The sequence below is a fragment of the Bacillus sp. S10(2024) genome, from assembly GCF_050473865.1.
Taxonomy (GTDB): Bacteria; Bacillota; Bacilli; order Bacillales; family Bacillaceae_G; genus Bacillus_A.
The window spans coordinates 919,797-943,857 of sequence record NZ_JBFLUR010000002.1; the positions used below are offsets into that span (position 1 = coordinate 919,797).

At 33.5% G+C, this 24,061-nt stretch carries 25 protein-coding genes, 2 pseudogenes and 1 other annotated feature; of the genes and pseudogenes, 16 read left to right on the forward strand and 11 right to left on the reverse strand.

All coding sequences use genetic code 11. The annotated features are described in order from the left end of the window. Positions 1-660 precede the first annotated feature (660 nt). Positions 661-1,839, reverse strand: coding sequence for an MFS transporter (locus AB1280_RS04735; protein ID WP_429755030.1), 1,179 nt, complete (start codon positions 1,837-1,839; stop codon positions 661-663). After that, a complete protein-coding gene (locus AB1280_RS04740; protein ID WP_429755031.1) occupies positions 1,839-2,405 on the reverse strand; it encodes a PadR family transcriptional regulator in 567 nt (188 codons plus the stop codon). The genes AB1280_RS04735 and AB1280_RS04740 overlap by 1 nt, the downstream gene beginning before the upstream one ends. Positions 2,406-2,599: 194 nt before the next feature. Then, positions 2,600-2,855 (forward strand) — a binding site (T-box leader). Positions 2,856-2,937: 82 nt separating this feature from the next. Between AB1280_RS04740 and lysS the strand changes: the two genes are divergently transcribed. From lysS to AB1280_RS04760, 4 genes are all read left to right on the forward strand, one after another. Continuing rightward, positions 2,938-4,491 carry a lysine--tRNA ligase gene (gene lysS, locus AB1280_RS04745; protein ID WP_429755032.1) on the forward strand — a complete coding sequence of 518 codons (1,554 nt, stop codon included), beginning with the start codon at positions 2,938-2,940 and terminating at the stop codon, positions 4,489-4,491. Positions 4,492-4,624: 133 nt separating this feature from the next. After that, entirely contained in the window at positions 4,625-4,831 is a 207-nt protein-coding gene (locus AB1280_RS04750; protein ID WP_272190101.1) for a helix-turn-helix transcriptional regulator, read from the forward strand. Further along, positions 4,828-5,259, forward strand: a complete 432-nt coding sequence (locus tag AB1280_RS04755) for a hypothetical protein (protein WP_429755033.1) — start codon at positions 4,828-4,830, stop codon at positions 5,257-5,259. The genes AB1280_RS04750 and AB1280_RS04755 overlap by 4 nt, the downstream gene beginning before the upstream one ends. A 335-nt stretch (positions 5,260-5,594) precedes the next feature. Beyond that, positions 5,595-5,834, forward strand: a complete 240-nt coding sequence (locus tag AB1280_RS04760; protein WP_429755034.1) for a DUF3977 family protein — start codon at positions 5,595-5,597, stop codon at positions 5,832-5,834. Positions 5,835-5,885: 51 nt separating this feature from the next. Here AB1280_RS04760 and AB1280_RS04765 read toward each other — a convergent pair whose 3' ends face one another. Further along, positions 5,886-6,344 carry a GNAT family N-acetyltransferase gene (locus AB1280_RS04765; RefSeq protein ID WP_272190098.1) on the reverse strand — a complete coding sequence of 153 codons (459 nt, stop codon included), beginning with the start codon at positions 6,342-6,344 and terminating at the stop codon, positions 5,886-5,888. 164 nt (positions 6,345-6,508) lie between these two features. Here AB1280_RS04765 and AB1280_RS04770 point away from each other — a divergent pair, with 164 nt between their 5' ends. Beyond that, complete coding sequence (locus AB1280_RS04770) at positions 6,509-7,147, forward strand: DUF1349 domain-containing protein (protein WP_429757276.1); 639 nt, start codon at positions 6,509-6,511, stop codon at positions 7,145-7,147. A 471-nt stretch (positions 7,148-7,618) separates the two neighbouring features. On the opposite strand, the gene splB is transcribed toward AB1280_RS04770, so the two are convergent. After that, positions 7,619-8,647 carry a spore photoproduct lyase gene (gene splB / locus AB1280_RS04775; protein ID WP_429755035.1) on the reverse strand — a complete coding sequence of 343 codons (1,029 nt, stop codon included), beginning with the start codon at positions 8,645-8,647 and terminating at the stop codon, positions 7,619-7,621. Beyond that, positions 8,644-8,907, reverse strand: a complete 264-nt coding sequence (locus AB1280_RS04780; RefSeq protein WP_272190228.1) for a transcriptional regulator SplA domain-containing protein — start codon at positions 8,905-8,907, stop codon at positions 8,644-8,646. Before AB1280_RS04780 ends, splB begins: the two co-directional genes overlap by 4 nt. Before the next feature lie 318 nt (positions 8,908-9,225). Between AB1280_RS04780 and tnpB the strand changes: the two are divergent. Further along, a pseudogene (tnpB, locus tag AB1280_RS04785) lies at positions 9,226-10,062 on the forward strand (IS200/IS605 family element RNA-guided endonuclease TnpB); the annotation flags it as partial. 47 nt (positions 10,063-10,109) lie between these two features. Here the strand turns inward: tnpB and AB1280_RS04790 are convergent. After that, on the reverse strand, positions 10,110-10,517 hold the full coding sequence (locus AB1280_RS04790) for a DUF2809 domain-containing protein (protein ID WP_429755036.1): 408 nt from the start codon (positions 10,515-10,517) through the stop codon (positions 10,110-10,112). Positions 10,518-11,329: 812 nt separating this feature from the next. On the opposite strand from AB1280_RS04790, the gene AB1280_RS04795 reads away from it, so the two are divergent. The 7 genes and pseudogenes from AB1280_RS04795 (at position 11,330) to AB1280_RS04825 (ending at position 17,279) form a co-directional block, all read left to right on the forward strand. After that, positions 11,330-12,394, forward strand: a complete 1,065-nt coding sequence (locus tag AB1280_RS04795) for a P1 family peptidase (protein WP_429755037.1) — start codon at positions 11,330-11,332, stop codon at positions 12,392-12,394. A 120-nt stretch (positions 12,395-12,514) separates the two neighbouring features. Continuing rightward, entirely contained in the window at positions 12,515-13,045 is a 531-nt protein-coding gene (locus tag AB1280_RS04800; RefSeq protein WP_429757277.1) for a class I SAM-dependent methyltransferase, read from the forward strand. A 39-nt stretch (positions 13,046-13,084) separates the two neighbouring features. Continuing rightward, positions 13,085-13,981, forward strand: coding sequence for a PhzF family phenazine biosynthesis protein (locus AB1280_RS04805; protein ID WP_429755038.1), 897 nt, complete (start codon positions 13,085-13,087; stop codon positions 13,979-13,981). Between the two features lie 99 nt (positions 13,982-14,080). Beyond that, a pseudogene (locus AB1280_RS04810) lies at positions 14,081-14,170 on the forward strand (DUF3885 domain-containing protein); the annotation flags it as partial. 295 nt (positions 14,171-14,465) lie between these two features. Continuing rightward, positions 14,466-14,972 (forward strand): NUDIX hydrolase, encoded by a 507-nt coding sequence (locus tag AB1280_RS04815; RefSeq protein WP_429755039.1) that lies wholly within the window; start codon positions 14,466-14,468, stop codon positions 14,970-14,972. 33 nt (positions 14,973-15,005) lie between these two features. Next, positions 15,006-15,425 carry an N-acetyltransferase family protein gene (locus AB1280_RS04820; protein WP_429755040.1) on the forward strand — a complete coding sequence of 140 codons (420 nt, stop codon included), beginning with the start codon at positions 15,006-15,008 and terminating at the stop codon, positions 15,423-15,425. A gap of 630 nt (positions 15,426-16,055) precedes the next feature. After that, positions 16,056-17,279: an MFS transporter gene (locus tag AB1280_RS04825; RefSeq protein ID WP_272187491.1), complete on the forward strand. Its 1,224-nt coding sequence runs from the start codon at positions 16,056-16,058 to the stop codon at positions 17,277-17,279. A 510-nt stretch (positions 17,280-17,789) separates the two neighbouring features. On the opposite strand, the gene AB1280_RS04830 is transcribed toward AB1280_RS04825, so the two are convergent. The 3 genes from AB1280_RS04830 to AB1280_RS04840 form a co-directional block, all read right to left on the reverse strand. Next, a complete protein-coding gene (locus AB1280_RS04830; RefSeq protein WP_429755041.1) occupies positions 17,790-18,233 on the reverse strand; it encodes an aminoacyl-tRNA deacylase in 444 nt (147 codons plus the stop codon). Positions 18,234-18,306: 73 nt separating this feature from the next. Further along, the gene (locus tag AB1280_RS04835) at positions 18,307-19,539 is read right to left on the reverse strand and encodes an MFS transporter (protein ID WP_429755042.1); all 1,233 of its coding nucleotides are present in this window, start codon (positions 19,537-19,539) and stop codon (positions 18,307-18,309) included. Positions 19,540-19,543: 4 nt separating this feature from the next. After that, positions 19,544-20,587 carry an ArsR/SmtB family transcription factor gene (locus AB1280_RS04840; RefSeq protein ID WP_429755043.1) on the reverse strand — a complete coding sequence of 348 codons (1,044 nt, stop codon included), beginning with the start codon at positions 20,585-20,587 and terminating at the stop codon, positions 19,544-19,546. A 171-nt stretch (positions 20,588-20,758) separates the two neighbouring features. On the opposite strand from AB1280_RS04840, the gene AB1280_RS04845 reads away from it, so the two are divergent. After that, positions 20,759-21,505: a Nif3-like dinuclear metal center hexameric protein gene (locus AB1280_RS04845; RefSeq protein WP_429755044.1), complete on the forward strand. Its 747-nt coding sequence runs from the start codon at positions 20,759-20,761 to the stop codon at positions 21,503-21,505. Between the two features lie 83 nt (positions 21,506-21,588). On the opposite strand, the gene AB1280_RS04850 is transcribed toward AB1280_RS04845, so the two are convergent. Together AB1280_RS04850 and AB1280_RS04855 are read right to left on the reverse strand one after the other, a co-directional pair. Then, the gene (locus AB1280_RS04850; RefSeq protein ID WP_429755045.1) at positions 21,589-21,975 is read right to left on the reverse strand and encodes an alpha/beta fold hydrolase; all 387 of its coding nucleotides are present in this window, start codon (positions 21,973-21,975) and stop codon (positions 21,589-21,591) included. Further along, positions 21,959-22,261, reverse strand: a complete 303-nt coding sequence (locus tag AB1280_RS04855; RefSeq protein ID WP_429755046.1) for an alpha/beta fold hydrolase — start codon at positions 22,259-22,261, stop codon at positions 21,959-21,961. Before AB1280_RS04855 ends, AB1280_RS04850 begins: the two co-directional genes overlap by 17 nt. Positions 22,262-22,572: 311 nt before the next feature. Here AB1280_RS04855 and AB1280_RS04860 point away from each other — a divergent pair, with 311 nt between their 5' ends. Next, the gene (locus AB1280_RS04860) at positions 22,573-23,118 is read left to right on the forward strand and encodes a hypothetical protein (protein ID WP_272187496.1); all 546 of its coding nucleotides are present in this window, start codon (positions 22,573-22,575) and stop codon (positions 23,116-23,118) included. 154 nt (positions 23,119-23,272) lie between these two features. After that, positions 23,273-24,025 (forward strand): WecB/TagA/CpsF family glycosyltransferase, encoded by a 753-nt coding sequence (locus tag AB1280_RS04865; protein ID WP_429755047.1) that lies wholly within the window; start codon positions 23,273-23,275, stop codon positions 24,023-24,025. The last annotated feature ends 36 nt before the right edge of the window (positions 24,026-24,061 follow it).

A 24,061-nucleotide genomic window follows, 5' to 3' on the forward strand; every position in this document is an offset into this window, starting at 1 on the left:
GCAATGGTCATTATTTTCCCGAAAATTTTTATCGTTAATTCTAATAGAGCACCTTGTTTAAATGCTTTCTTTAGAATGAATTCAAATAGAAGTCCAAATACCCCAATTATAGCTAAAAAATTAACAGGGAAACTATTTTGTTGGAATACGTAGTGCATTAAAAATAAGCTATTCTGGAAAGATGACAAAATCTATTACAGGGCTTAATGTGTTACATATTTGATTATCACATATATCTGTTATAGAAGTTGATTCTGTTATGGATTTAACTAATTTTTCAATTGATTTTTTCATGTCTTCTCCTTTTAGATTTATGCAAAATTGTTAATATAATAATGTTCTTTAAATGCTGATCTATAATAAAATAATAACAAAAAAGTAAAAAATTAAAATTTTACAAAAAATGATTTCGATTAAAAGGTGTATGGCAACAAATCTTATTTCTATCGTTTTGGGGGCATTATAAAATTTTAACTTGATGGTGATAGGGCAGGATCTCTATAAGCAAACAAAAGATGTAGCCATGTTATAAGAAATACTGAATCGTAGTACACTCCAAATGACACTTAAATATACTGGAATGAACAAAGAAGAAAAGATAATATCTTGGATGCGTTTTTAATCTAACGTTAAATCTTTTAAAGATACGTTATAGGATAGTCATGCTTGTTTTTTTATTTTCAAAAAAAACAGTCCAAGATAACATAGGAGAATAAGACTAAATATGTATAATGTATTTGTTAATCCAAATAAATCGGATAGACTTCCGCTTAACGTTGGACCGCAGAACATGCCAATTGAGTATGCCATGTTATAGATAGCAAAGAGTATACCGTATGCACGAATACCATTTTTGTCTGCGAGGTATGTCAGTTCGGGCAGAGCGGGTGCTAGTAAGAAACTAAAGCTAATTCCTAGCACGGCAAGAACAAATATTTCAGCGATAATATTAGGAATAAGTGTTAAGAATGGAAAGCAAAGAGCAGCCATTATAAGTCCAATAATCATTGTTTGATTTCTGCCAAGCTTATTTGACAGTTTCCCAATTACTGGAGCGGTAAACCCATAGGCAAGAGTAGGAACCGCAAATAAAAGTCCAATTGTTCCTGAACTTACGTGTAAAATATTATGTAAATATAAAGGAAGAGTCGGCTCTAAAGCGCTAGGCAAGGCAGCTCCAATTATAATAATTCCGATAATCATAAATAAAGAGTGCATCTTTAAGATGGAACGATAAGAAATGCGTTGGTCAGTATCCTGTTTCGGTTCATCATGAAGTAATGTGATTCGTAATATCCCATCAATAAGTGCGATTGCTGCAGCGAATATAAATGGTAAGTGATAGCCGCCCCATTGGTAAAGAAAGCCGCCGATAGTTGGTCCTAAAAGCATCCCAATTGCTTGGCCGGATAGAGCAATCCCCATAGCCTTCCCGCGTTCTTGCAGAGGGAATACATCTGCAAGAAGGGCTAACCCAGCTGTCCATGTTGCAGCTGCAGATATACCTTGTAGCATTCGTGCTACAAGCAATAACCAAAAACTGTTCGCAAATCCAAATAATATAGTTGCAGCTGCTAATCCAAATAAACCTAGAATCATAGGGAGTCTTCTTCCTACTTTATCAGAGAGCACTCCTAAAATTGGGGTTGCGAGAAGTAACGTAATGGCATAGCTGCCAAATAAAAATCCAATCTCAGCTTGTGTGGCCCCAAGTGTTTTTGCGTAGCTTGGAATAATAGGCACAATCATTCCATAAATAAGCATGTCAGTAAAGACGGCTACTGCTACAACCCATAAAGCGGCTTTTTGTATTCGAGACATTTTTATTTGAGATTTCATCATTTTTCCTCCTTTCTGGTCTTTTCTTCTAATATAGATAACTTCTTTTCTAGCCTTTCAATAAAACGAAGCTGCATCTCACATTGCTCATAAATATTTTCAAAGATAAGAGTTACATGCTCAGGAAGGTCAATCATTTTCTCTTTAATCGATTGTCCTGCTTTCATATTTTCGTACATGTCTACAATCCCTTTTTTTTGCTCCTGCAAAGCAACTGTAATTTTCTCGACAGAAACTGCATCAGCTGTGAAAAAAGTTAGTGCTGTATATAGATGAGTTGGGAAAACTACCGAAGATTGCTGAAAAGATTCAATCATTAACTTATAAAATTTATCTTTTCCAGCTGGTGTGATACTATATATTGCCTTGGAACGATTTCCTGTTTTTTCAACAGTATCTAGTCCTACCAATCCTTCTTTATCCATTTTTTTTAAAGCGTGGTAAATAGAAGCAGGGAAAACACCTGCCCACGTATCAGTTTGCGCAGATTGCATTGCTTGCTGTAATTCGTAGCCAGACATAGGGCCATACTGCATTAATAAACCAAGTACCATTAATCTCGTCATCATTATCCCTCCATTAAAATAGAAAACATTTAATACTAAACGTTTAGTATTAATGTAAGTTTATTGAAAAAGTTTTGTTTTGTCAAGAATTGGAATGTGACTTTTAAACATGTGGAGCAACGAGTAATAACTAAAAATAATTGACAATAATCATTTTTCTGATTATTATTAATGCAATTAAAAAATTGAAAATATTAGTAGCGATGAAGAGAAGAGTAATTAAGAAATGTTATGTAACAGAGAACTCCGGTAGTTGAGAAGGAGAGATAACGATCTTAATGAAAAAAGACTTGGAGCTTCGTATGGAACTAAGTTGATTAGGGATAATGCGACGGGTTCTCCCGTTATAGAGATAGGGTATATGCAATTTGCCGTACCCGAAGAGGTTGGTATGGTGACATATCAATAAACTGAGGTGGTACCACGATGAGCACAACTCTCGTCCTCAAGATTTCTAATCTTGGGGGTGGGAGTTTTTTTATTTGGAAAAAGGTAAAAGTAATTTGAAATAATTTTATGAAGAGGTGATAGTATGCACTGGGTATATAAAATAGCAAATGAATTAATTCATAAGTATCCAAATAAAAATACTTTTGTGTGCGCATCAGGAATTAGTCCTTCTGGATCAGTTCATATAGGGAATTTTCGAGAGATTGTAACAACGCATTTTGTAGTAAAGGCACTTCAAGACTTAGGAAAGAAAACACGTTTTATTTTCTCATGGGACGATTATGATCGTTTTAGAAAAGTTCCTAAAAACATTGATCCGTCTTTTGAAAAATATATTGGTTTGCCGTATTCAGATATTCCAGATCCATTTGGGTGTCATGCGTCGTATGCAGAGCACTTTGAAACAGAATTTGAAAAGTCGCTTATGGCTTTTGGGATTGAAGTAGAGTTTCTATACCAAAGTAAGGAATATAGAACTGGTAGATATAACAAGCACATTCTTCATGCTTTACAACAAAGAAAAGAAATATATGACATAGTCATGAAGTATAAAACGGGAGATGCTTCAGAAGAAGAGAAAAACGCTTTCTACCCAATTGCACTATATTGTGAGAATTGTGGAAAAGATAATACAGAAATAAAAATCTTTGATGAAGAAAATGAAACGATTGAATATGTTTGTAGATGCGGAAACCATTCTATATTATCAGTAATGAGAGCGAATAATCTGAAATTAAATTGGAAAATAGATTGGCCAATGAGATGGATGGTTGAAAATGTTATATTCGAACCTGGAGGAAGAGATCACTCTTCAGAAACAGGAAGTTATAACGTGTCGAAAGAAATTACCCGGAGAATTTTTAACTATGAAGCACCTAGCTATGTAGCTTATGAATTTATAGGAATAAAAGGCGATCATAAAAAAATGTCTAGCTCTGCTGGAAATATAATAACGCCAAATGAACTACTAAACATATATTCACCTGAAATTATCCTCTTTATGTTTTCTAAGTATAAACCAAATGCATCATTTAACATTGGTCTAGATGAAGATGTGATTAAAAATTATTCTGAATATGAAAGGTTTCGAGAAAATTATCGAAATGGAACATTACAAGATAAAGATATATGTTCGTCACTTAAATTATCAAAAGTTAACGATGACAATGAAGTGTTTCCGAATTTTAACCAAGTTGCAAGTGTCTTACCATTAGTAAACTTCCAAGTACAAGTATTACAAAGCGTTCTTAGTAAAACAGGTGAGGAATATACCATAACAGACACCCAGGCAATAAGTGATCGAGTAGAATATTGGATTAAAAATTGGAATCCACAAAAAATGATTCGTATAAATGATAAAAAAGATATCGAATACTATGAAACATTAGATGAGATTCAGAAAAAGTGGCTAAATGAACTTTGTGACGTAATTCGTAAAAGTTGGCAGATAGATCAATTAATGGAGAAAACATATGCAATTTGCCATGACGGGGATAAGAAAACCATGAGAGCCAATCAAAAAATATTATTTAATATAGTGTATAAACTCGTTTTGAATAGTTCAAATGGACCACGATTGCCACTGTTGATTCAGGCGGTAGGGGTTGAGCGAATGGTTTCTTTATTAGATTTTTAATAAAAATAGATTGAAGATATTTTTCAAAATGATAGTTCTTCCTATCTCGAGATATGGAGGAGCTATTATTTTGATGTAATTTATACTTTACATAAGGGAAAATATATATTACATTTTAAGTGGAGGGTGTCATATGAAAAATCACGTAAAGGTTGCTCGCGTAAAAGCAGACTTGACACAACAGCAGCTTGCTGATGCGGTCGGTATTACAAGACAAACGGTTAGCCTTATTGAAAAAGGGAAATATAATCCGTCATTAAAGTTATGTTTACAAATTTGCTATGCCGTAAATGCAAAACTAGATGAAATATTTTGGGTGGAGCAGGAGGATTTTGAATGAAAAAAATTACAGATGAAAGACTTACTTTAAGGAATTTACAAAACATTAAAATTGCGTATATCGTCCAAACAACAGGGGTTTTATGTATTCTTGGCTACGACTTCATTCAAGGTGGAATGGAGAGGATGCGTGAAAATCCTCTTTGGATGGTATTTATGTTAACTGCTATTGTAGCTGCTTATTTATCAATGAGTATTAGTGTAGAACATGAAAAGAAAATAAAAAACCCTAAGAAATCGTTTATTGTTAGCATGGCAGTATTAACTGTAATTGGGACAGGTGTTGCATATCTTACTTCCATTACACCCAACTTTGGCTGTAAAGATGGTCTATTATTAGGAGCTATTATATTTATTTGTGGTCTTATACCGGTTTACTACGTATATAATTTAAGGGTGAAACAGGGACTGGATCTAGAAGATGAGTAGAATGTGTTAATATAATTGTTACTATTTTTTAGAAGAAAAGATAAGTTGTTATTATATTACATTTACTGAAAATACATGTTTAATTGATATTTGCTTTTACTTCAAAGCAATATCAACTACACGCTACAATGTATTTTGGTAAATCCTTTGGATGATGTCGAATGGAAGTAGCGATGCAACAATGATTTATTAATGAGAAATAGAAGAAGGATTCTACATTCCATTCATAGAATCAATTGTATGGCCAAAAGAGAAAATCAACATAAGAAATATAAGTTTACATAACATAATTATGTTAATAAAATTGATAAATATTTTGATAAGGGGAAATACAATTGAAGTATATTGAATTTGGAATCGGGAATAAGTGGCTTATTAGAACAGAAATAGAATATGATGATGGAACTGAGACGGAGCAACGTGGTGTTTTGAAGCCAATTCATTTTGAATCGGCGTATATGAGATGTTGGGTAGGGGAAACGTGTTTTATTGTAGATACAAAAGAAGGTTTTAAGAAAATGAAAAAGAACCGTAAAGAATTTAAATTTATTTTTGGAATTGTTAGTAGAAGATAAGTAGAAAGGAATCAAAAGGTTACATATAATGCACTTTTGATTCCTCTTATTTCATCTATGCCCTTGTTTTCTGGCTTCTACAAATCCATAGTACGCACAAGCACCATTTTGAGAAAGATCTTTAACTTCAAAGCCACATTTTTTATAAAACTCAAAGTTATTTGCTGAAGTATTCGCAAACCAATCACCGTGGGGTAACTTTTGTAAGCATAACTCTACGAGCTTTTTTCCAATGCCTTGTCCTCTATATTCACTTTTTACGACTACATCCATAATCATAGCAGCCATAATTTGATCTGATATGACTCGTATCATCGCAATCATTTCCTCATGATCCCATACTGTAAAAGCCCAAGTAGAATTTTCAAATATTAAACTGAAGCGTTCATCTTGCCAAGTAGGAGTATGATTTCCAATCCAGCCAGCATCTTGAAATAGAATTTTCACAGAAGAAGCAGGGATTCCTTTTGTTCCTTCGCGAATAATGAGTCCGTTATGATAAATGTACATAATATATTGCCTCCTTTTGTACTTCATTTCTTTATGGATTAGATATTTCTTGCATTATGGCTTGTAAATGATAAAGGATTGATGATGAGAAAAAGACAAAATTAAAATTAAGATAGAAGTAGAGAGAGGTTATTTCATAGAGTGAAACATTTCGGAGTGATACGATTCATTCTGATTTAAAATGGTATTGTCAACCAGATAGTTGGAACGTAAAAAAAGAAAAATCAGGTCCCATCATTGAACCTAATGAGATGACTGATTATTGGCAGAAAACTCATTATGTTTTTGCTGTGGACAATGGGCATTTTCTTTATACAGAGATGAATGAGGATGTCATTATTATGACTAGAGTACGATCACATCCTGTACATCAATATGATCAAGCGGGACTAATGGTGCGTTTTTCTAAAGATTGTTGGATCAAAACATCTATTGAATACGAGCCAAATGGTCCATGTAAACTTGGAGTGGTTGTTACAAATTATGGATACTCAGATTGGTCTACTCAAAATTATAGCAAAGGGCCATTAGATTTATATTTTCGTATACGTAGGGAATCAGGAGATTATATCGTTGAATTTTTGGAAGTTGAAAAAGATAAGACTCTTTCGCCAAGTGAACTGATGGAACGAGAGTGGAATCAACTCCGTATTGCTAGATTAACGGAGGATATAGATGGACAATTATTTCAATGTGGGGTATATGCATGTAGCCCACAAGGAAGAGGTTTTGTGGCTGAGTTTGACTTTTTATCTATCGAAAAAGGGATTCTAGCACATCGCTATCAAGCTAAGAAATATTAATACCCCAAAAGCGAGAAAATTGACATCTTTATGTGAAAATGTACAATTTTTTGTTTTTAGGGGTTATAAAATTCTTAAGTTGATGGGCATGGGAGCACTATATCATAAAAAGAAAATTTTACATTTAGACACATTTTGGACACGGTTTAACCAGTACTCAGTACGCTAAGCGAAAGCCTAATTAAACAAGTTAATATAAGCAACCAGTAGGTGTTACAAATTAAATTTTAATAATGACATGCTATTTTATAGCAAAATAGAGAAAAGATTTATGCAACATAGAAGAGGATACATCTACATTTCACCTGGTTACAGCGACGCTGGTACTGAGCCCTATTAAGTCAAAGAAAGGCACTCATTGGAGTGCTTTTTCGTTTTGGGGAACAAAGAATTTCTTAACTTAATGGGGTCATATTAGGGAATAAAAGTAAGGCTATGACTCATTTTTACACGTATCTCAGCTATACTACATTATGTGAAATATTCCAATTTTGCATTTGGAAAGAACTTTTTCATATAAGAATAAAGGTGATTTTTTATATCTTCTTCTTCTTCTTTTTGATAAATATATTTACCAATCCCATATTTCCCCCATTTATATCTTCTTCTCTCTTCATCTAATTCTAATTTTGTCATAGGGTAGTTTTTTTCAATTACCCTCTTAGCAGGCTTTGTAAAACGATGTTGAATAAATTCAAATGTAATATCATCTCTTACATCAAGGGGTAATTCAGCATCGAGACGTTCAAACATATGATAGTAACCGTCCTGCCAACCTTCATGAAGATAGATAGGAGCCACTATGAACCCTAACGGATATCCTGCTCTGGCTACTTTTCCCGCTGCTTCAATTCTTTTAGGTAACGGGGAAGTACCTGGCTCAAAGTTTTTAATAACGTAATCAGCGTTTACACTAAATCGAAATCTTGTTTTTCCATTATGTTTTGCATTAAGCAAATGGTCCACATGATGAAATTTTGTAACAAATCTCAGCTTTCCATATTTAGATTCTCCAAAATGCTCAATTGCATGTTTAAGAGTATGAGTTAAGTGATCAATTCCTACAATATCTGATGTACACGAAGCTTCAAATCTTGTCAATTCAGGTACACGGGCCTCCATATATTTGTCAGCAGTTTCTAGAATTTCGTCAACATTTACATAAGTTCGGATATACGGCTTGCTTCCCATCGTTGTCTGTAAATAACAATAATGACAATGTCCCATACACCCTGTTGCAAAGGGAATAGCATACTCTGCTGAAGGCTTTGAAGTATCAAATTTCAGTGTTTTTCTAACACCAACGACAAGAGTAGATTTTGCTACTCGATATTTTTGGAAATCGTTTTCGCCTGGCAGGTCTCTCACTTGATTGTGGGAAGTAGTATGACGAATTTCAACATCCATATTTGAAAATTTCTCATAAAGTTCTCTCCCTAATGGATAATCTAATGCTTTGGGTTCAAAGTATACAAGTTTAGGCATAAACGGGTTATTCATTCTAACATCCCTTCTGAAACATCCCCATAATAGTAGGTATAGGCTTGATTTGCCTCTTCTTCAGTAGAATAAACCGCCATCTCATTTGTTAGTGGATAATAAGTTTCATAAAGAAATAATGCTAATTCATTTGGTCTCTCAGGATTATTGACAACTGCTGCAGCTTGTATATTTGCTACGTCCTGAGTGTGGGGGTTTCGATAAAAAATATAAACAATATCTCCAGCATGATAAACATTATTATTGTTAGAAAATTCCATCTTATCACCTTTTCTTTTTATAAAATTCAATGTGCTAAGTTATACATTATAAACTTTTTCCAATAGTGGATAAAAATATGTCTTCTTTTATCTAAAATAGGGGAGAATACTCCCGTCTCAAGGAATGTGAAGGGCGTAGCCCAATGAGTAGGTGGGGGATGAATCGCCTTCGGACAAGAGATGGCGATTTACCATCTCGATTGTCCGACTGTTCGAGTGCTACTTTTAATTCTAAAAGAATGTTAGAAAATTGTAATACTACTGTTTGTTTTTCTATGTCTTCACCTCTAAAATTATATACATAAGGAGGTGAAAGTCATGATTGTTAATAAAGCATATAAATTCCGTATATACCCAAACAAAAAACAAGAAATTTTAATCGCTAAGACGATTGGTTGTTCTCGATTCATATTCAATCGCTTTTTGGCACGTTGGAATCACACATACAAGGAAACAGGAAAAGGATTGACATATCATTCTTGTTCAGCAGCATTAACACAGTTGAAAAAGGAATTCATATGGCTGAAAGAAGTGGACAGTATTTCCCTGCAATCCGTACGCAAAAACCTTGTGGATACGTTCACTCGTTTTTTCAAAAAACAAACGGATGCACCTCGCTTTAAGTCTAAAAAGAATAAGATCCATTCCTATACAACAAAACAAACAAACGGAAATATTGCGATTGCAGGAAATAAAATAAAATTATCGAAACTTGGCCTCATTCGTTTCGCAAAGTCAAGAGAAGTAGAAGGGCGTATTTTAAACGCTACCGTTCGACGTAATCCAAGCGGGAAATACTTTGTTTCAATTCTTGTTGAAACAGAAGTGCAACGATTAGAAAAAACAGGTTCGTCTGTTGGTGTTGATGTTGGATTAAAAGACTTTGCTATTCTTTCGACTGGTGAAGTATTTGGAAATCCTAAATGGTTTCGTACATTGGAAAAGAGGTTGGCTGATGCGCAGCAGATTCTTTCCAAACGTGTAAAAGGTTCTTCAAATTGGAATAAACAGCGTGTCAAAGTCGCTCGCATTCACGAAAAAATCACCAACGCAAGAACAGACTACTTGCAAAAAATTTCTACCGAAATTGTCAAAAACCACGACATCATTGGTATTGAAGATTTGCAAGTGTCAAATATGCTGAAAAAACAGAAGTAAAGTATTTCATTTAACGATGTACAATGATGTGTGTAGAGATTAGTTTAAATGAGATTGCTAGGTTTTTGAATCAATACAAATAACATTTCGATTATCACACCTATTCCAATACCTATCGCATAAGCCAATAAGTCACTCCATAAAAAACCATAACCTAATACTAATCCACCTAAAGTTGTTTCGCGAATATGATCTATCCAACAAGCATGATACAATTGGCTGAACTCAATGATATAACAAAATGATATGGCAAGTAACACAATAATTTTTGTTTGAGCTCTATTGAAAATAAATCCAAAACCAATAAAAATCATTAACGCCCATAGTGCATCTCCTAAGTATGTATTCAAAATATGTGGTAATACATAAGCAATTTTTCTTGAAGTTAGCCCTAATATAATTACAATGACGGTCATCATTGCGTATAGGAATCGATTGCGTTTTAATGTCATATGTAAATCTCTCCTCAAAGTATACTTTCGAAAATTAATAGCTTAATGATTTGTAGATTAAAATATTGTTACGTGCTGCAAATATGTTCTTGTTAAGAATACAGTCTCATGTAACTATGCAATTGTAGTTTATACCATTCCTTGTAACGAGAGGGTTTTTATACATTATAGATTGAATAACAATAAAAGGAAATGTTCAATCGTAGTTTATATATAGTGGGTTAGCGGTGTGGAACGTATAAAAGGAGTTGCTTCGTTATTTTTTTGTAGTTTGGATATACCTTCTTTATTGAAAGAATTAGGTTTAGTTTTTATGTTTGAAATAAAGTGATATTAGATAGTAAGGGATGGGAGGTCCATAATTGAGGAGCATTCAGTATAAACGTGTTTATATTTCAGAATAGCCTCTTCAAAATATTTAATTATGCTTTACATGCTTTTCAATTCAAACTGGAATGGGGCTAGTTTACTTAGACCTCATATATAGGTGTGAGGCGCTCTGCGCTTTAAATTAAGTATAAGATTTTTAAATCTGTCATTTTCGACAGGTTTTTTATTTTAAGGAGGGAATTTGTATTATTTGTCGTATTTTAAAAAAATAATAGATTATATAGAATATCTGAATGATTTTGTGTAATTAGCAGTTGAAACTCTAAATAAGTTTGGAGTTAGTGCAAACAGCAAACTCTTTTGTTTAATTTGAGGTTTTTATATAGCGACATAATTCTGACATGCTACATTGGGCATATAATCCTAACAGAAGCTTGGATATTCAGATGTGTAACACTTGTTTAGAAAGATGGAGGTTATTAATGTTTAGTCAAAAAAGAATAAGAGATTATGGTGTGAAAATAGGACGCTTAGAAACAGGCTACTATAACTCTATTACAGATGTTGAAGGAGTTACTGTTGGGCATGTAACTCTTAGTGATAAGGATATACAAACGGGTGTCACAGCTATTCTTCCTCATCAAGGCAATATATTTAAGGAAAAACTAATTGCCTCAAGCCATGTAATTAATGGGTTTGGCAAGACTATGGGAACCATACAAATCAATGAACTAGGTACATTAGAATCTCCCATAATTTTAACGAATACATTAAGTATCGGAACAGCTGCCGATGCATTAATTGAATATATGTTAGAACATAATCCAGAAATAGGACGAACGACTGGAACTGTTAATCCAATCGTATGTGAATGCAACGACATGCTATTGAACGATGTTCGAGCTAGATTTATAAATAAAGAACATGTGATTCAAGCATTAAACAATGCCTCATTCGAAGTTCAAGAAGGTACTGTTGGAGCAGGTACTGGAATGCTGTGTTATTCATTAAAAGGTGGCATAGGTACTGCTTCTAGACGCATGAGAATGGAACATGGAACTTATACTATGGGTATTTTAGTATTATCTAACTTTGGAATCTTGAGTGATTTAAAAGTGAATGGAAAAGCTGTTGGAGAAGAATTGAGAGATGCTATCATTCAATCGCGTGAAGAACAAGATAAGGGATCAATTATCATAATTGTGGGAACAGATCTTCCCGTATCAGAAAGACAGCTAAATCGAATTATAAAAAGAACTATAACAGGCTTATCACGTACTGGTTCTATCATTACAACTGGAAGTGGTGAGGTGGTAATTGGTTTTTCAACAGCTACAAAAATCCCCCATGAAAAAACTGCACATTACATTTCGGTTCCAATGATTCACGAAGAAGATATAGATTTAGCATTTCGAGCTATTGGTGAGGCTACTGAAGAGGCTGTTTTGAACTCATTAGTGACTGCCACACATGTTATTGGACGAGATGGAAATGAAAGACCCACTTTCAAAGATTTATTAGATAAATATGACATTCAATTAACATAGAAAGTGAAAATGTTTTTTATAAGTGATATTCCTTCCTAACTACCGATAACACTGATTGTGCGAGGGGGCTTTTAAAGATTTTGCGATACCTTGGTTTTACATTAGAAAACAGAAGCTTCGATATTGGATTATGGATGTGGATATGGAAGAACGTTACTTGAGCTAAAACAAAATCAATTTATGAATTTGTACGGTGTAGATTTTTCAGAGGAAATGATTAAGCGAGCGAAGTTACTTAATAAAGACATCCATTTTGAGGTTGTTGAGAGTGGAAAGATTCCTTTTCCAGATCATTCTTTCGATGCGGTACTGTTAGTTGCGGTATTAACTTGTGTCTATCGTAATCAAGAGCAGGAGGCTATTTTACAAGAGGTGAAAAGAGTATTAAAGCCTGAAGGAATTGTTTATATTAATGATTTCTTACTAAATGATGATGACAGAAATATAGATTGGTATACCAAATATTATGAAAAGTATCATACATACGGTGTATTTGAGTTACCTGATGGAGCTATGTTGCGGCATCATAATGAGGAACGAGTAAAAGAATGGACAAGCAATTTTCAACAGTTAGAATATGAAAGAGTAGAATATGTGACGATGAATAGAAATCGCTCTAATGGATTAGTATATATGGGAAGTTTGAAGTAATAGAATTTTTGAATCATATGTGATGAAGGGATGAATCTAGTGGATACAGTAATAGTTTATCATTATGACGCATTTAGCGATAAACCAAATAAGGGAAATCCGGCAGGGGTTGTTTTACAGGCTGACAAGTTACCTGATGATGAGATGCAGAGTATAGCTTATAAAGTCGGATTTAATGAAACTGCTTTTGTAATGGAATCAAGCGTAGCAGATTGGAGAATCCGTTACTTTACTCCAGGATATGAAATGGATCTTTGTGGTCACGGGACTATAGCTGCCATTTATGCAATGCAAACTAGAGGTCTAATTAAAGAGGCGGGAGACTTTACAATCGAAACGAAAGCAGGGGTTTTACCAATAGAAGTGGAGTTAGATTCCAACAGTAGACCATACATAACGATGAAACAAGCAAATCCACAGTTTCAAGGATTTGATGGTTCAATAGAAGAGTTAGCTGCTTCTATCAACCTACATAAAAATGAATTAGAAGAAAACTTATCAATTGTATATGGAAGTACAGGGAATTGGACTTTATTAATTCCAGTGAAAAAGCTTGCGTCTTTTAAAAAGATGAAACCAAACAACAGGTTATTTCCATCTATCTTAAAAGAAATGCCTCGAGCTTCCATTCACCCTTTCTGTTTCGAAACATACGACTCAAATGCTCATATGCATGCACGTCATTTTTCATCAGCATATGCTGGTACAATAGAAGACCCAGTAACTGGAACAGCTTCTGGAGTTATGGGTGCATATTACGTTATGTTTATTGATAAAGAATCTAACGAAAAAAGAGAATTTTTAATAGAGCAGGGGCATGAAATGGGGAAAGATGGAAGAGTGCGAGTAATGGTGAGAAAAGAACAGAATGATACTTTAGAGGTTAAGATTTCGGGAAGTGCGGTGTATGTGAACGAGTTTGAAGTTACTTTATAAAAATGTTTAGCAAGAATGGATGTTTAGTTTTTTATTATAAGTAATTTTATAAAATTGATTCAAAAAGCCATGGGGGCGGAGATGTTATTAAATAATTTTATGCACAAAACATTTCCTAATTTAGAACTTAGACCACCTTTGTTTGATAGTTGGGAGATTGGTATCCGTTTTGAATTAGGTGTGGACTATATTTATGATGACAGGGGTGTGATTTGTTAGCTACATCACCTGAAACAATAAGAGAAATTTATAATAAATATAATGAGTAGATTTTAGATTACAACAGGGATGAAATTGCTAAGGTGTTTAAATAATATATGAAGGACTTAGCTTGAATATAGGGAAATCTTATTTATGAGATAATTCTTTTTTTATTTATGTAAATATTAACAGTAATGTTTAAAACAATCTATAAAAATTAATGTATTTTTTATTTTACTTGAAATGAATAAAGAGATTATTAATGAATGGAGAGATTTAAATATTGAATGCACTATTAGGAATTACAGAAATTATTGATGAAAATAAAGTTAAGATCAACTACAGAGAAGCTGTCAGAGCAATTATTATTCAAGACAATAAGATCCTTCTCGTTCATTCTAACTTAGGAGATTATATATTTCCTGGAGGCGGGGTTGAGAAGGATGAAAGCCATGCAGAAGGGTTAATGAGAGAGGTAGCTGAAGAGACGGGTTATCTTAACTGTGTAATCGGAAAGAAAATGGGTGTGGTCGTTGAAAGGTATATAGATAAATATGATGAGAAAGCTATCTTTCAAATGACTTCCCATTATTATTTTTGTGAAGTGAATGGTGAGAAAAGCGCTCAAAAGTTAGAAGGCTATGAGCTTGAACAAGAATATACACCACAATGGGTAAGGCTTGATGAGGCAATTAATCAAAATGAAAATATCATTAACCAATGTGAACAAAATTGGTGGATACATCGAGAAAATTTTGTTTTAAAGGAACTGCATAAAATCAAAAATTAAATTCATGATATAAAAGAAAGTGGGAGTGACAAGTTGAATATTAGAGTAGCGAATGAATTAGATTATCCTTCTTTAAGAAAAATATATTTAGAATCACGTCGTAATAGTTTCCATTGGGCGAATATAGAAAAAATGACTCTAGAAGATTTTGATAAGGACACTGTAGAAGAATATATTATTTTAGTAGAAGAAAATAATCATATCCTTGGATTTGCTTCTTTGTACTTGCCAGAAAACTTTGTACATAATTTATTTGTTCATCCTGATTTTTTCGGTAAGGGTGTTGGTGGAGAGTTACTTAATGCTTCTATAGAAAAAATGAATAAACCGATAAGATTGAAGTGCATATCTGAAAATGAAAAAGCAATGAAATTCTATGAAAGTAAAGGTTGGAAGAAGGTTGTTGAAGAGGGAGAACCTGGGGAAAGATATTGGGTTATGGAATATGAATGAAAATATATAAGGAAAAGCCTGTTGATTAGGCTCTTTTTTGTTGAACTTATGTAAGATGAAAACACAAAATTACACTGCTAATCTTTAATCACAAATAATTTAGGGGGAGAGGCATCGATACATGCCATCAAGTCACGAATTTTTTATAATTATTTGCTACTTTGTCCCGAGTTACAAGAACGCTGGTACTGGGCTAACAAAACAAACTCCCCCCTAAAACGTTAAAAATTTCAGGTGTTGCAGGTTATTCTTTGAATTGTTGCTGTCCACTTACAGGAAGTCAGTTAATTTATGCTCAAAATGTGTCTAAACGTGCAATTTTCCTGAAATAATATGTGCTCCTCAATAGACTAGGCACAAAAAACAATCTCTAACTCTTCTTTTCTCGTAACCTAGTTGGGTTTAGTGGTTTTAAAATTACGAATAGATATTATTTTCTAACTATATTTTTTACAAAAAACATCTTTTGTGGAAAAATATACATTGTGGTAAATTTCTAATTTAATGTAGAAGAAAGGTTATGTATAGATAAAGAAAAAGAAATTGTTTGTGGACTTTCTGGAATAGGACATATTAGTGATGAAGCTAAAAAACATGGAGAAATTTTAGATTTAGAGGAGAGGATTTGAGATGAAATCCTTTAAAGCCATCATACATAATAAAAATTTATGCATTGTATTAGGAAGTCAACTAGTCTTTCAATTAGGGATATGGTTCGGTACAATTGGTAATTTACAATTTTTACAAATACATATAAAATCTCATGTTCTTCAGGCTTTTTTTCTTGTTATTGGTGGTGTCCTTGGGGTTATAATAGGCCCTTATGCAGGACGTTATATAGATTCTACTTCTAAATTAAAAGTATTACAATTAGTCGGATTGATGAGAATTGCATCTGTTTTATCAATGTTAGTTGCCATATATACGGGATCAATTTATTGGATGGTTATTTATAGTATAGGAATTGGCTGCTCGGCTTCTTTTTTTAATCCCACTATACAAACAATATTGCCAACTTTAGTTAAAGAAGATGACTTAATTACGGTTAATGCTATCAATATAAATATTATCACTTTATCAAGAATTTTTGGAGCTGTATTAGCTGGTCTTTTATTAACAGTCGCTCCTCTATATACATTATTTATTATTGCTCTTATTGCTTATGTAACCTTATATTTTATCAATTTTTTATTAGTTATTCCAAACGATGTACGATTGAATCCTAAAAAATTTAAGACTAATTTTAAGGATATTTTCCCTGTTATTATAAAGAATCATTCTATTAAAGTAGTTCTTACGTTATCCATTATCCCTCTAATCTTTATTTCAGGCTTTAATTTATTTGTTATTGAGATTGGAAAGGGACAACCGGGTTCAATCATGGGTATACTCTATTTTATGGAAGGGGCAAGTATATTAATTGCAGGATTATTTATCAAAAAAGTAATAAAACGATATCAAAAACAAGTGCGTATCCTTTTATTTACTTGCTGTTTGATGGGTATAGCTCAAATTTTATTATCATTGACAAACTTTTATCTAACTATTTTCTCTTTTAGTATATTTGGTTTGGCATATGGTATGTTTAATCCTCTTTTATACACATATGCACAACAAAAAGTTCCTTCAAGTATTCATGGAAGATTTTTTTCATTTAAAACAATGTTAGATCGTACCATTATGCAACTATGCTTGGTGTTAATTGGATTTTTACTAGATCAAATAGGATATAGAAGTTTAATGGTTTTGTTAGGTATATGTACTCTTACCCTAGTTTCTTCTATTATAATTGATTTTAAGGTAAACCCTAAAAGCTATACAATTGAGAATAGAAATAATTATTCTGATGTTTAATTAACTAATGGGCCTAGTGACAGGGTTCTTACTGCAAACCGCAAAGTAAATAAGATAATACTTTTATCAGTGGGCGATTGTATCTGGTAATGCTAGAAAATCTTTTGATAAAGCGATATGGTATTATTCTTAAGTGCAGATAATGTTTAGTTGTTTTTAGAAAACAATTCTAGTTTATCAGAAATCAATAAATTCATATCAAAAACGTTATCTTTTTTGTGTATTTCTCCAAAAAGAATAACGTTTTTTCGTTTTATAGATACAATTTCACTTAAGTTTGATAGGCGTAAGACGGTACTCCTAACTGTGTTTATCATATACAGTTAAAACAAGCACCTTACGACTGTATTGTTTCAACTAACATCAACTTTTTAAGCAATTCTTCAGTCGTTAAAACGGTGGCAAACTCATCTTCAAAAGCTTTTTGAACATCAATTATAATTCACTTGTTACTATACTAGATAGTCGGGGAACAGCGTTGAAAAAAGATGAACTTCTATAGTCACTACCTTAATCAAGAAAAGCAGTAACTTGATTTATGTTTTCTAACGCATTTGGGCCAATCTTCAACGTTGATGTTGGTTCGCCTGTACCTCCGTAAATAAATGGATAGCACATAAGTCCTCTATCTAAGATACAAGGTAATGGAAGAACTAAAGATACGCTGCCAACATTGTATCCAGTTATTTGCTTAATTTCTTGTGGAGTCGCCATTTTCAATTGATTACATCTTAAAATTCCCGATACTTCTTGTAAATTTACACGTCCGCGAGCTCCAGAAACAATAACCGCAAAATAATCTTTTTCTGACTTGATCACTAATGTTGCAGCCGTTTGACCAATCTCAATTCCGAAATAATCTGCACCTTCTTGGGCGGTACGTATTTGTTTTTCATGATGAATAATATCAAATGGAACTTCATGTTCTAGCAAAGTCATTTTTAAATTATTCATTGGTAAAAATCCCCCTTAGTGTAAATATATTTCCTAATAAAATTATACTATCTTTTGGATAACATAAAGAAAACTACGTGTTAGTAACGCTATCATTCTCCTCATCTAAAAAGGAAAAGAAGGGAAGTAACATACCAAATAAAGCAGGAATCATAATAAAGCTACCAATCATGATATACAAAAAACGGATACCTGATATTTCGACAATTTGCCCTGCAAATAAAATACCTAAAGGCATAGTTGCTCGGATCAAGAAGAGTCGAACAGAAAATATTTGTCCCATAAGATGAGAAGGAACGATTTTTTGAAGAAGACTCGTTTGATAAATATTGAAAAACGGGAAACAAATACCTCCAAGAATTTCGCATAAAACAGCAAGAGGAAAGGAGGTTACAAAACCAAGTAAGAAAAAGGATAACCCGCCCATAAGTAGACCAGGAAGCATAACATATCTTTGCGGCCATGTATTTCCCCATTTTCCGACTAGAAAAGAACCAATTACATAACCGAAAGGAAAACTCCCCATAAAAATACCATATGAAAAAGATGTTCCGCTTAATTCTTCTATTATATATGGAACGTTGATTACCATGGTTACCCCAACGCTAAATTGAACTAAAGAAGTAAAGAAGCCAAGCCATATAAGCGTACGTTGCTTGAAAAAATATTGATATCCAGAAATGATTTGTTTTAACCAAGTCACCTTTTTACTATCGTGTGTAACGGAAGGCTCATGAAGATAAGCAAGGCTACTCGCACTTATAAGAAATAAAACTCCTACCATTATATAAGTAGATGAAGCTCCTATGTAAGCAATGATGAGCCCTCCTAGTGTAGGAGCTAAGAAGCTCATTGTTCGGACTGTACCGTCGAGCCAAGCATTTGCTTGTGTCAGTTTATTATGTTCGACCATTGTAGGAAGCAGGGCTGACGCAGCAGGAACATATAGAGGTTGCAGAATTCCAAGTACGATTTGAATAATGAACAAACTCCATATCTCAATCTGACCTGAAAACATAAGAAGAACGGGTATAAAAAACACCATTCCTCTTAAAATTTGAGCCCACAGCATAATATATTTACGACTTATCCTGTCAATGAACGGGCCGATAAACAGCTGAAGAATTAAAGACGGGATAAAATACGTTAGCCATAGCGTTCCCATAGCGGACTTTGACCCGGTCAATTCATACAATAATAACGAATTACATAGAGCGCCTATCGCTCCTCCTAGTTCAGAAATGGTTTCTCCGAGCCATAAACATAAAAAAGAACGATTGGTAAATACATGTTGATTTTCCTTCATTTTTTCACCTCTTTTCTAGAAAACGCTGTAATTTTTCTTGGAGAGAAGTTAAATGATCAAGCTGTATATAATACCGAGAACCTTTGCCATTAATGATGCGAGCTGCTCGAAGTAAAGACAAATGATGATGAAGAGTCGTTTTTGGAATTTTAAGCTGCTCGGTTAGCTCTTGAAGTGAGTGATCTCTTTCTGTTAGCAACTTTATAATTTTTAATCGCGTTTCATCTCCAAGTGCCTTAAAACTATGAACTAATGTAGAAGGTGGAGAATAAGGATCTTCGATTAAACTCACATTATTGTCTGAGATTGGATAATAAAATACTTTCATCCCTGGTAAAGTTGTTTCTACATTCCAAGGCCGATACACATATTGCGGGATAAGTATAACTTGATGAATAGAAGGCTCAGGTTGATACATACTGCCTGCTATATATTTAACAAGCTCTTCTGGATGATACGTTGATTGAAGCGCACGTTTTTGCTGGGCATCACGTTCAAGCATACTGGTAAACTCGATGTAATTAGGTTGTATCACAGTTTCATACCAACCTTCAGAGATAATTTTTAAATGTTGTTTAAGCAAGGAAGTATCGATAGATGAAATATGTTTCATGTATGCTGGAAAGAATTTATGATGTTGGCAAGCTTTTATAAGGGAAGCAATAGCTGCACTGTCTTGCTGGGATGCTTTTTGCCGATGATCTTCATGCTGTAATCCGATATAAGGAAGAGAGTACCAACGTAATTCCTCTTCAGTTAATTCATCAAGAAAATGAAAGAAACTTTCAAGAGAATCAAAAATACGTGAGTGAAGTAATTGCAGCAAAGCAAACCACGTATTGTGCTTGTGTGTATACTGTAGTTCTTCGCGTACAGCCGCAGGTAATTTTTTCCGAATGTCCGCCCAATACTCGATTGGCTTTTCAAAGGTATGATGAAAATCATAATACGTAAAAGCCGCAATACCTAATCCCATTTCGAATAAAATCGAATGTTTAATTTGAACAGAATACGTTTCTCTTGTTGCATTTAAGTTCATTACTTTCATTGTTTAGCCCCCTTTTTATTTTATTCTATATTTTTGGAATTTTATTTTCAATAATTTTCGAATAATTTAAAAATAATACATAATACTTAAGGTTTAATGAAGGTTTTTTTAGATCAGTGAAGAATTTGTATATGTTTAAAATATAGTAAAAGTAAAAGGGTGGAGAAAAGCATGCAGATACAACAATTTAACCAGCACATTGAAGAATTATTTCGAGAACATTTACGTAAGTACGGTGATCAGTTTGGGATGACAAACGTAAGCCATGAACATTTTCATAAGATTGGTTATGCTACTAATTTAACACTTGAAACGATTGAAGAAGCAAAGAAAGAGAATGTAGATATGATGATAACGCATCATGATGCATGGGAGTTTCTATACGGAATGGAAGAAGCTTGTCTAACAAAACTGAAAGAATATAACATCAATCACTTTTGGGTGCATTCACCGTTAGATTTTGTTGAATTCGGAACATGTACTTCGTTATTTCATACAATCGAAATTGATGAAATGATAACGTATTCTTCTTGTGACGATGAAGAATTACCTGGCGTTGGTGAATATACAAATCCAATTCCGTTTGCAGAGCTTGTAGAAAGAGTAGAGAATAAACTAGGTGAAAAGGTGAAGGCGTGGAAAAATAATGATAAAGAAGTAAAACGAGTTGGTATTATAACAGGAGCAGGTCATTCAACTGATCATATTCAAGCAGCGCTGGATAGTGGCTGCGATACATACATTACGGGAGAAAAGACGTTATATACAGTTCAATATGCGCAGTTTAAAAGGATTAATCTTATCGTGGGTAGTCATACGTTTACCGAAATATTTGGGGTGGAAAGTTTAGTGAAAAGGTTGCAGGAGTTGGATAACTCGCTTGAGGTTGTTCGATTGAATGAGGAGCACATGGAATAGATAAAGGGTGATGAATTTCTGACAACGATTTATGCAAATTGCGGCCTAGAAAAAGCATGGTATTTCTAACCATGCTTTTTCTATTATTCATGAACGCTCCTGTGTATAAAATCTTCGACGATAATATTAAAGAGATTAGGAGCATCGTGATGAACTAAATGGCCAGCTTTAGGAACGACAGCTTTTTCAATAAAAGTAGAATTGTTGAAATGTGAAAATAAATATTTCGTATCAAGTTCAGCGTTTGCTCCAGCGATTAATAGAGTAGGTATTTCTATCTCTTGTAATTGCTGAATTTGCTCAAAAGGATACCAGTTACTTTGAAAACTAATTTCAAGGAGTGTTTTCCAATCATTTTTCATATGAAGTTTATTAAAATAGTGTATGGAATTTTGGTCCTTCATTAACAATTGTAAACGATGTGCGTTTTCTTCGTTTAATACCTCCCAGTTTTCAGGTTTTTCTAACATAATACCAGCAAGCGTACAGGAAGATACTTTTTGTTGTGGAAGTTGTAAAATATGAGCGGTAATAAGAGCACCTAAGGAGGTACCAACAATTTGGTATGTTTCTAAGTGGAGCTGCTCGGTTAATTCTAGTATATCTAGTGCGGCTTGTTGAAAAATAATTAGTGAAATCTTCAGCGTACGAATGACCGTGTCCTCTTAGATCGGGAACAATAACACGAAAATGGTTACTAAAATAATCAATTTGATGTTGGAAGCTTGACGCCCCGGTTTCTAGACCAGGATGCAAAAAAATAACAGGGTCTCCTTTTCCCTATTCTTCAAAGTACAATTGCATATAACCACCTCTATTGTATAGAATATATATATTATAATGTATTTTTCTGAATTTTAGTTAGAGCAAAATCTTAAAAATAAGTCCATGAGCCTTCAGAAATCGTTGTAAATGTAGCTGTTAATTATGGGGAAATTACAGATGTCAAGTAGGAGGCTTTGCTTCTAATTTTCAAGATATATTTATATAAATTAAGAAATATTAATAATCATACTTATGTGAAGAACGAGAGCCATATTTTAAGATTAATAATGTTGGGGGTATATATGCAATTTAAATATGAGTTAATTGGTACCGGTTGGGCGAACGGATTTATTGAACTAAACTCCCAAAAAATTGTATTTAGTCCCAGTTACATAACTGATGCATTTGGAGGTTTATTAGGTGGTTTAACCGACTTATCAAATGGTGAAGAACGAGTTGTAACTTTTTTATGGGAGGAAGAGCCCCATGGATTAGGTTGGAGACTCGAGCTTCAAGACAGCAAGGAACTATTCTTAACTATAACAGAATATAATGACACACTAGACTATATTAAGGGGAAGGAAGGCGTGACCATTGTAGACGCCACTTGTAATTTTCTTGACTTTGTTAAAATGGTTATAAAAGAAGCGGATAAAATATTACTTAGATATGGAATTGTGGGTTATCAAAATTTATGGGCCGAACACGAATTTCCATTAAGCAGTTACTTGCAACTGAAATATTTCTTAATGGAAGCAGACAAAATTTCCTTACAGACTAAAGAGAAATGTGAAAAAAAGGAATTAAAACAAGAGCTTCAATTCCTTATTCGTAATTTTAACTTTTAACTTTTACTTTTAAAAAGGATGTAAGCGACTGGTGAATGTATGGATAGGTGTTTTAAAATATGATACATATTAGCTATCATAAGTACTGTGATGGTAGTTTGAAGTGAAAATTTACATAATAATAGAAACATATGAAGGGAATTAGATTTAGAAAATGAAACAACAATACATAAAAGGAATACCATTTTGTAGTTTGGAGTATAAGCAGGTAGTAAATGTACTAAAAGATTGGGTATCAGAAAAGAACGGGAAACCAAGATTTATTGTTACTGCTAATCCTGAAATTGTGATGTCTGCGAAAGAGACATCAGCCGAATCTGTACACTTCAAAAACATTTTGTTATCTGCGGATTTAATCACAGCTGATGGAATCGGTGTTGTAATAGGCTCTAAAATTTTAAATGGGCAGTTGAAAGAGCGGGTTACAGGTGCAGATTTAACGTATGACTTAATAGAATATTGTAATCAAAACAGCTATCGCGTGTTTCTTTTTGGAGCTGCTCCAGAAAATAATGAAAAAGCAATTAAAAATTTAAAAATAAACTATCCACATGCCATTTTTCAAGGGCAACACGGTTTTATAGGTAAGGAACAAATCGGAGAAGTTAAAAATCATATTAAACAGTTTCAACCACATTTGCTGCTTGTAGGCCTTGGTTCTCCTAAGCAAGAGATGTTTATCTATGATAATCTACAAGAACTAAATGTTCCTTTGTCCATTGGTATTGGCGGAATGATCGACATCATATCAGGTAATGTGAAAAGAGCCCCAAAGGTTATGAGAGATACAGGAACAGAATGGTTATATAGATTGGTAACACAGCCGAAGAGAATCAAACGGCAGCTTGTACTGCCGAAGTTTTTGTTGTCAGTTATGGCGGATAGGGTTAGAAAAACAACGAATTAAAAGTATAAAAAGAGATGGGAAACCATCTCTTTTTAT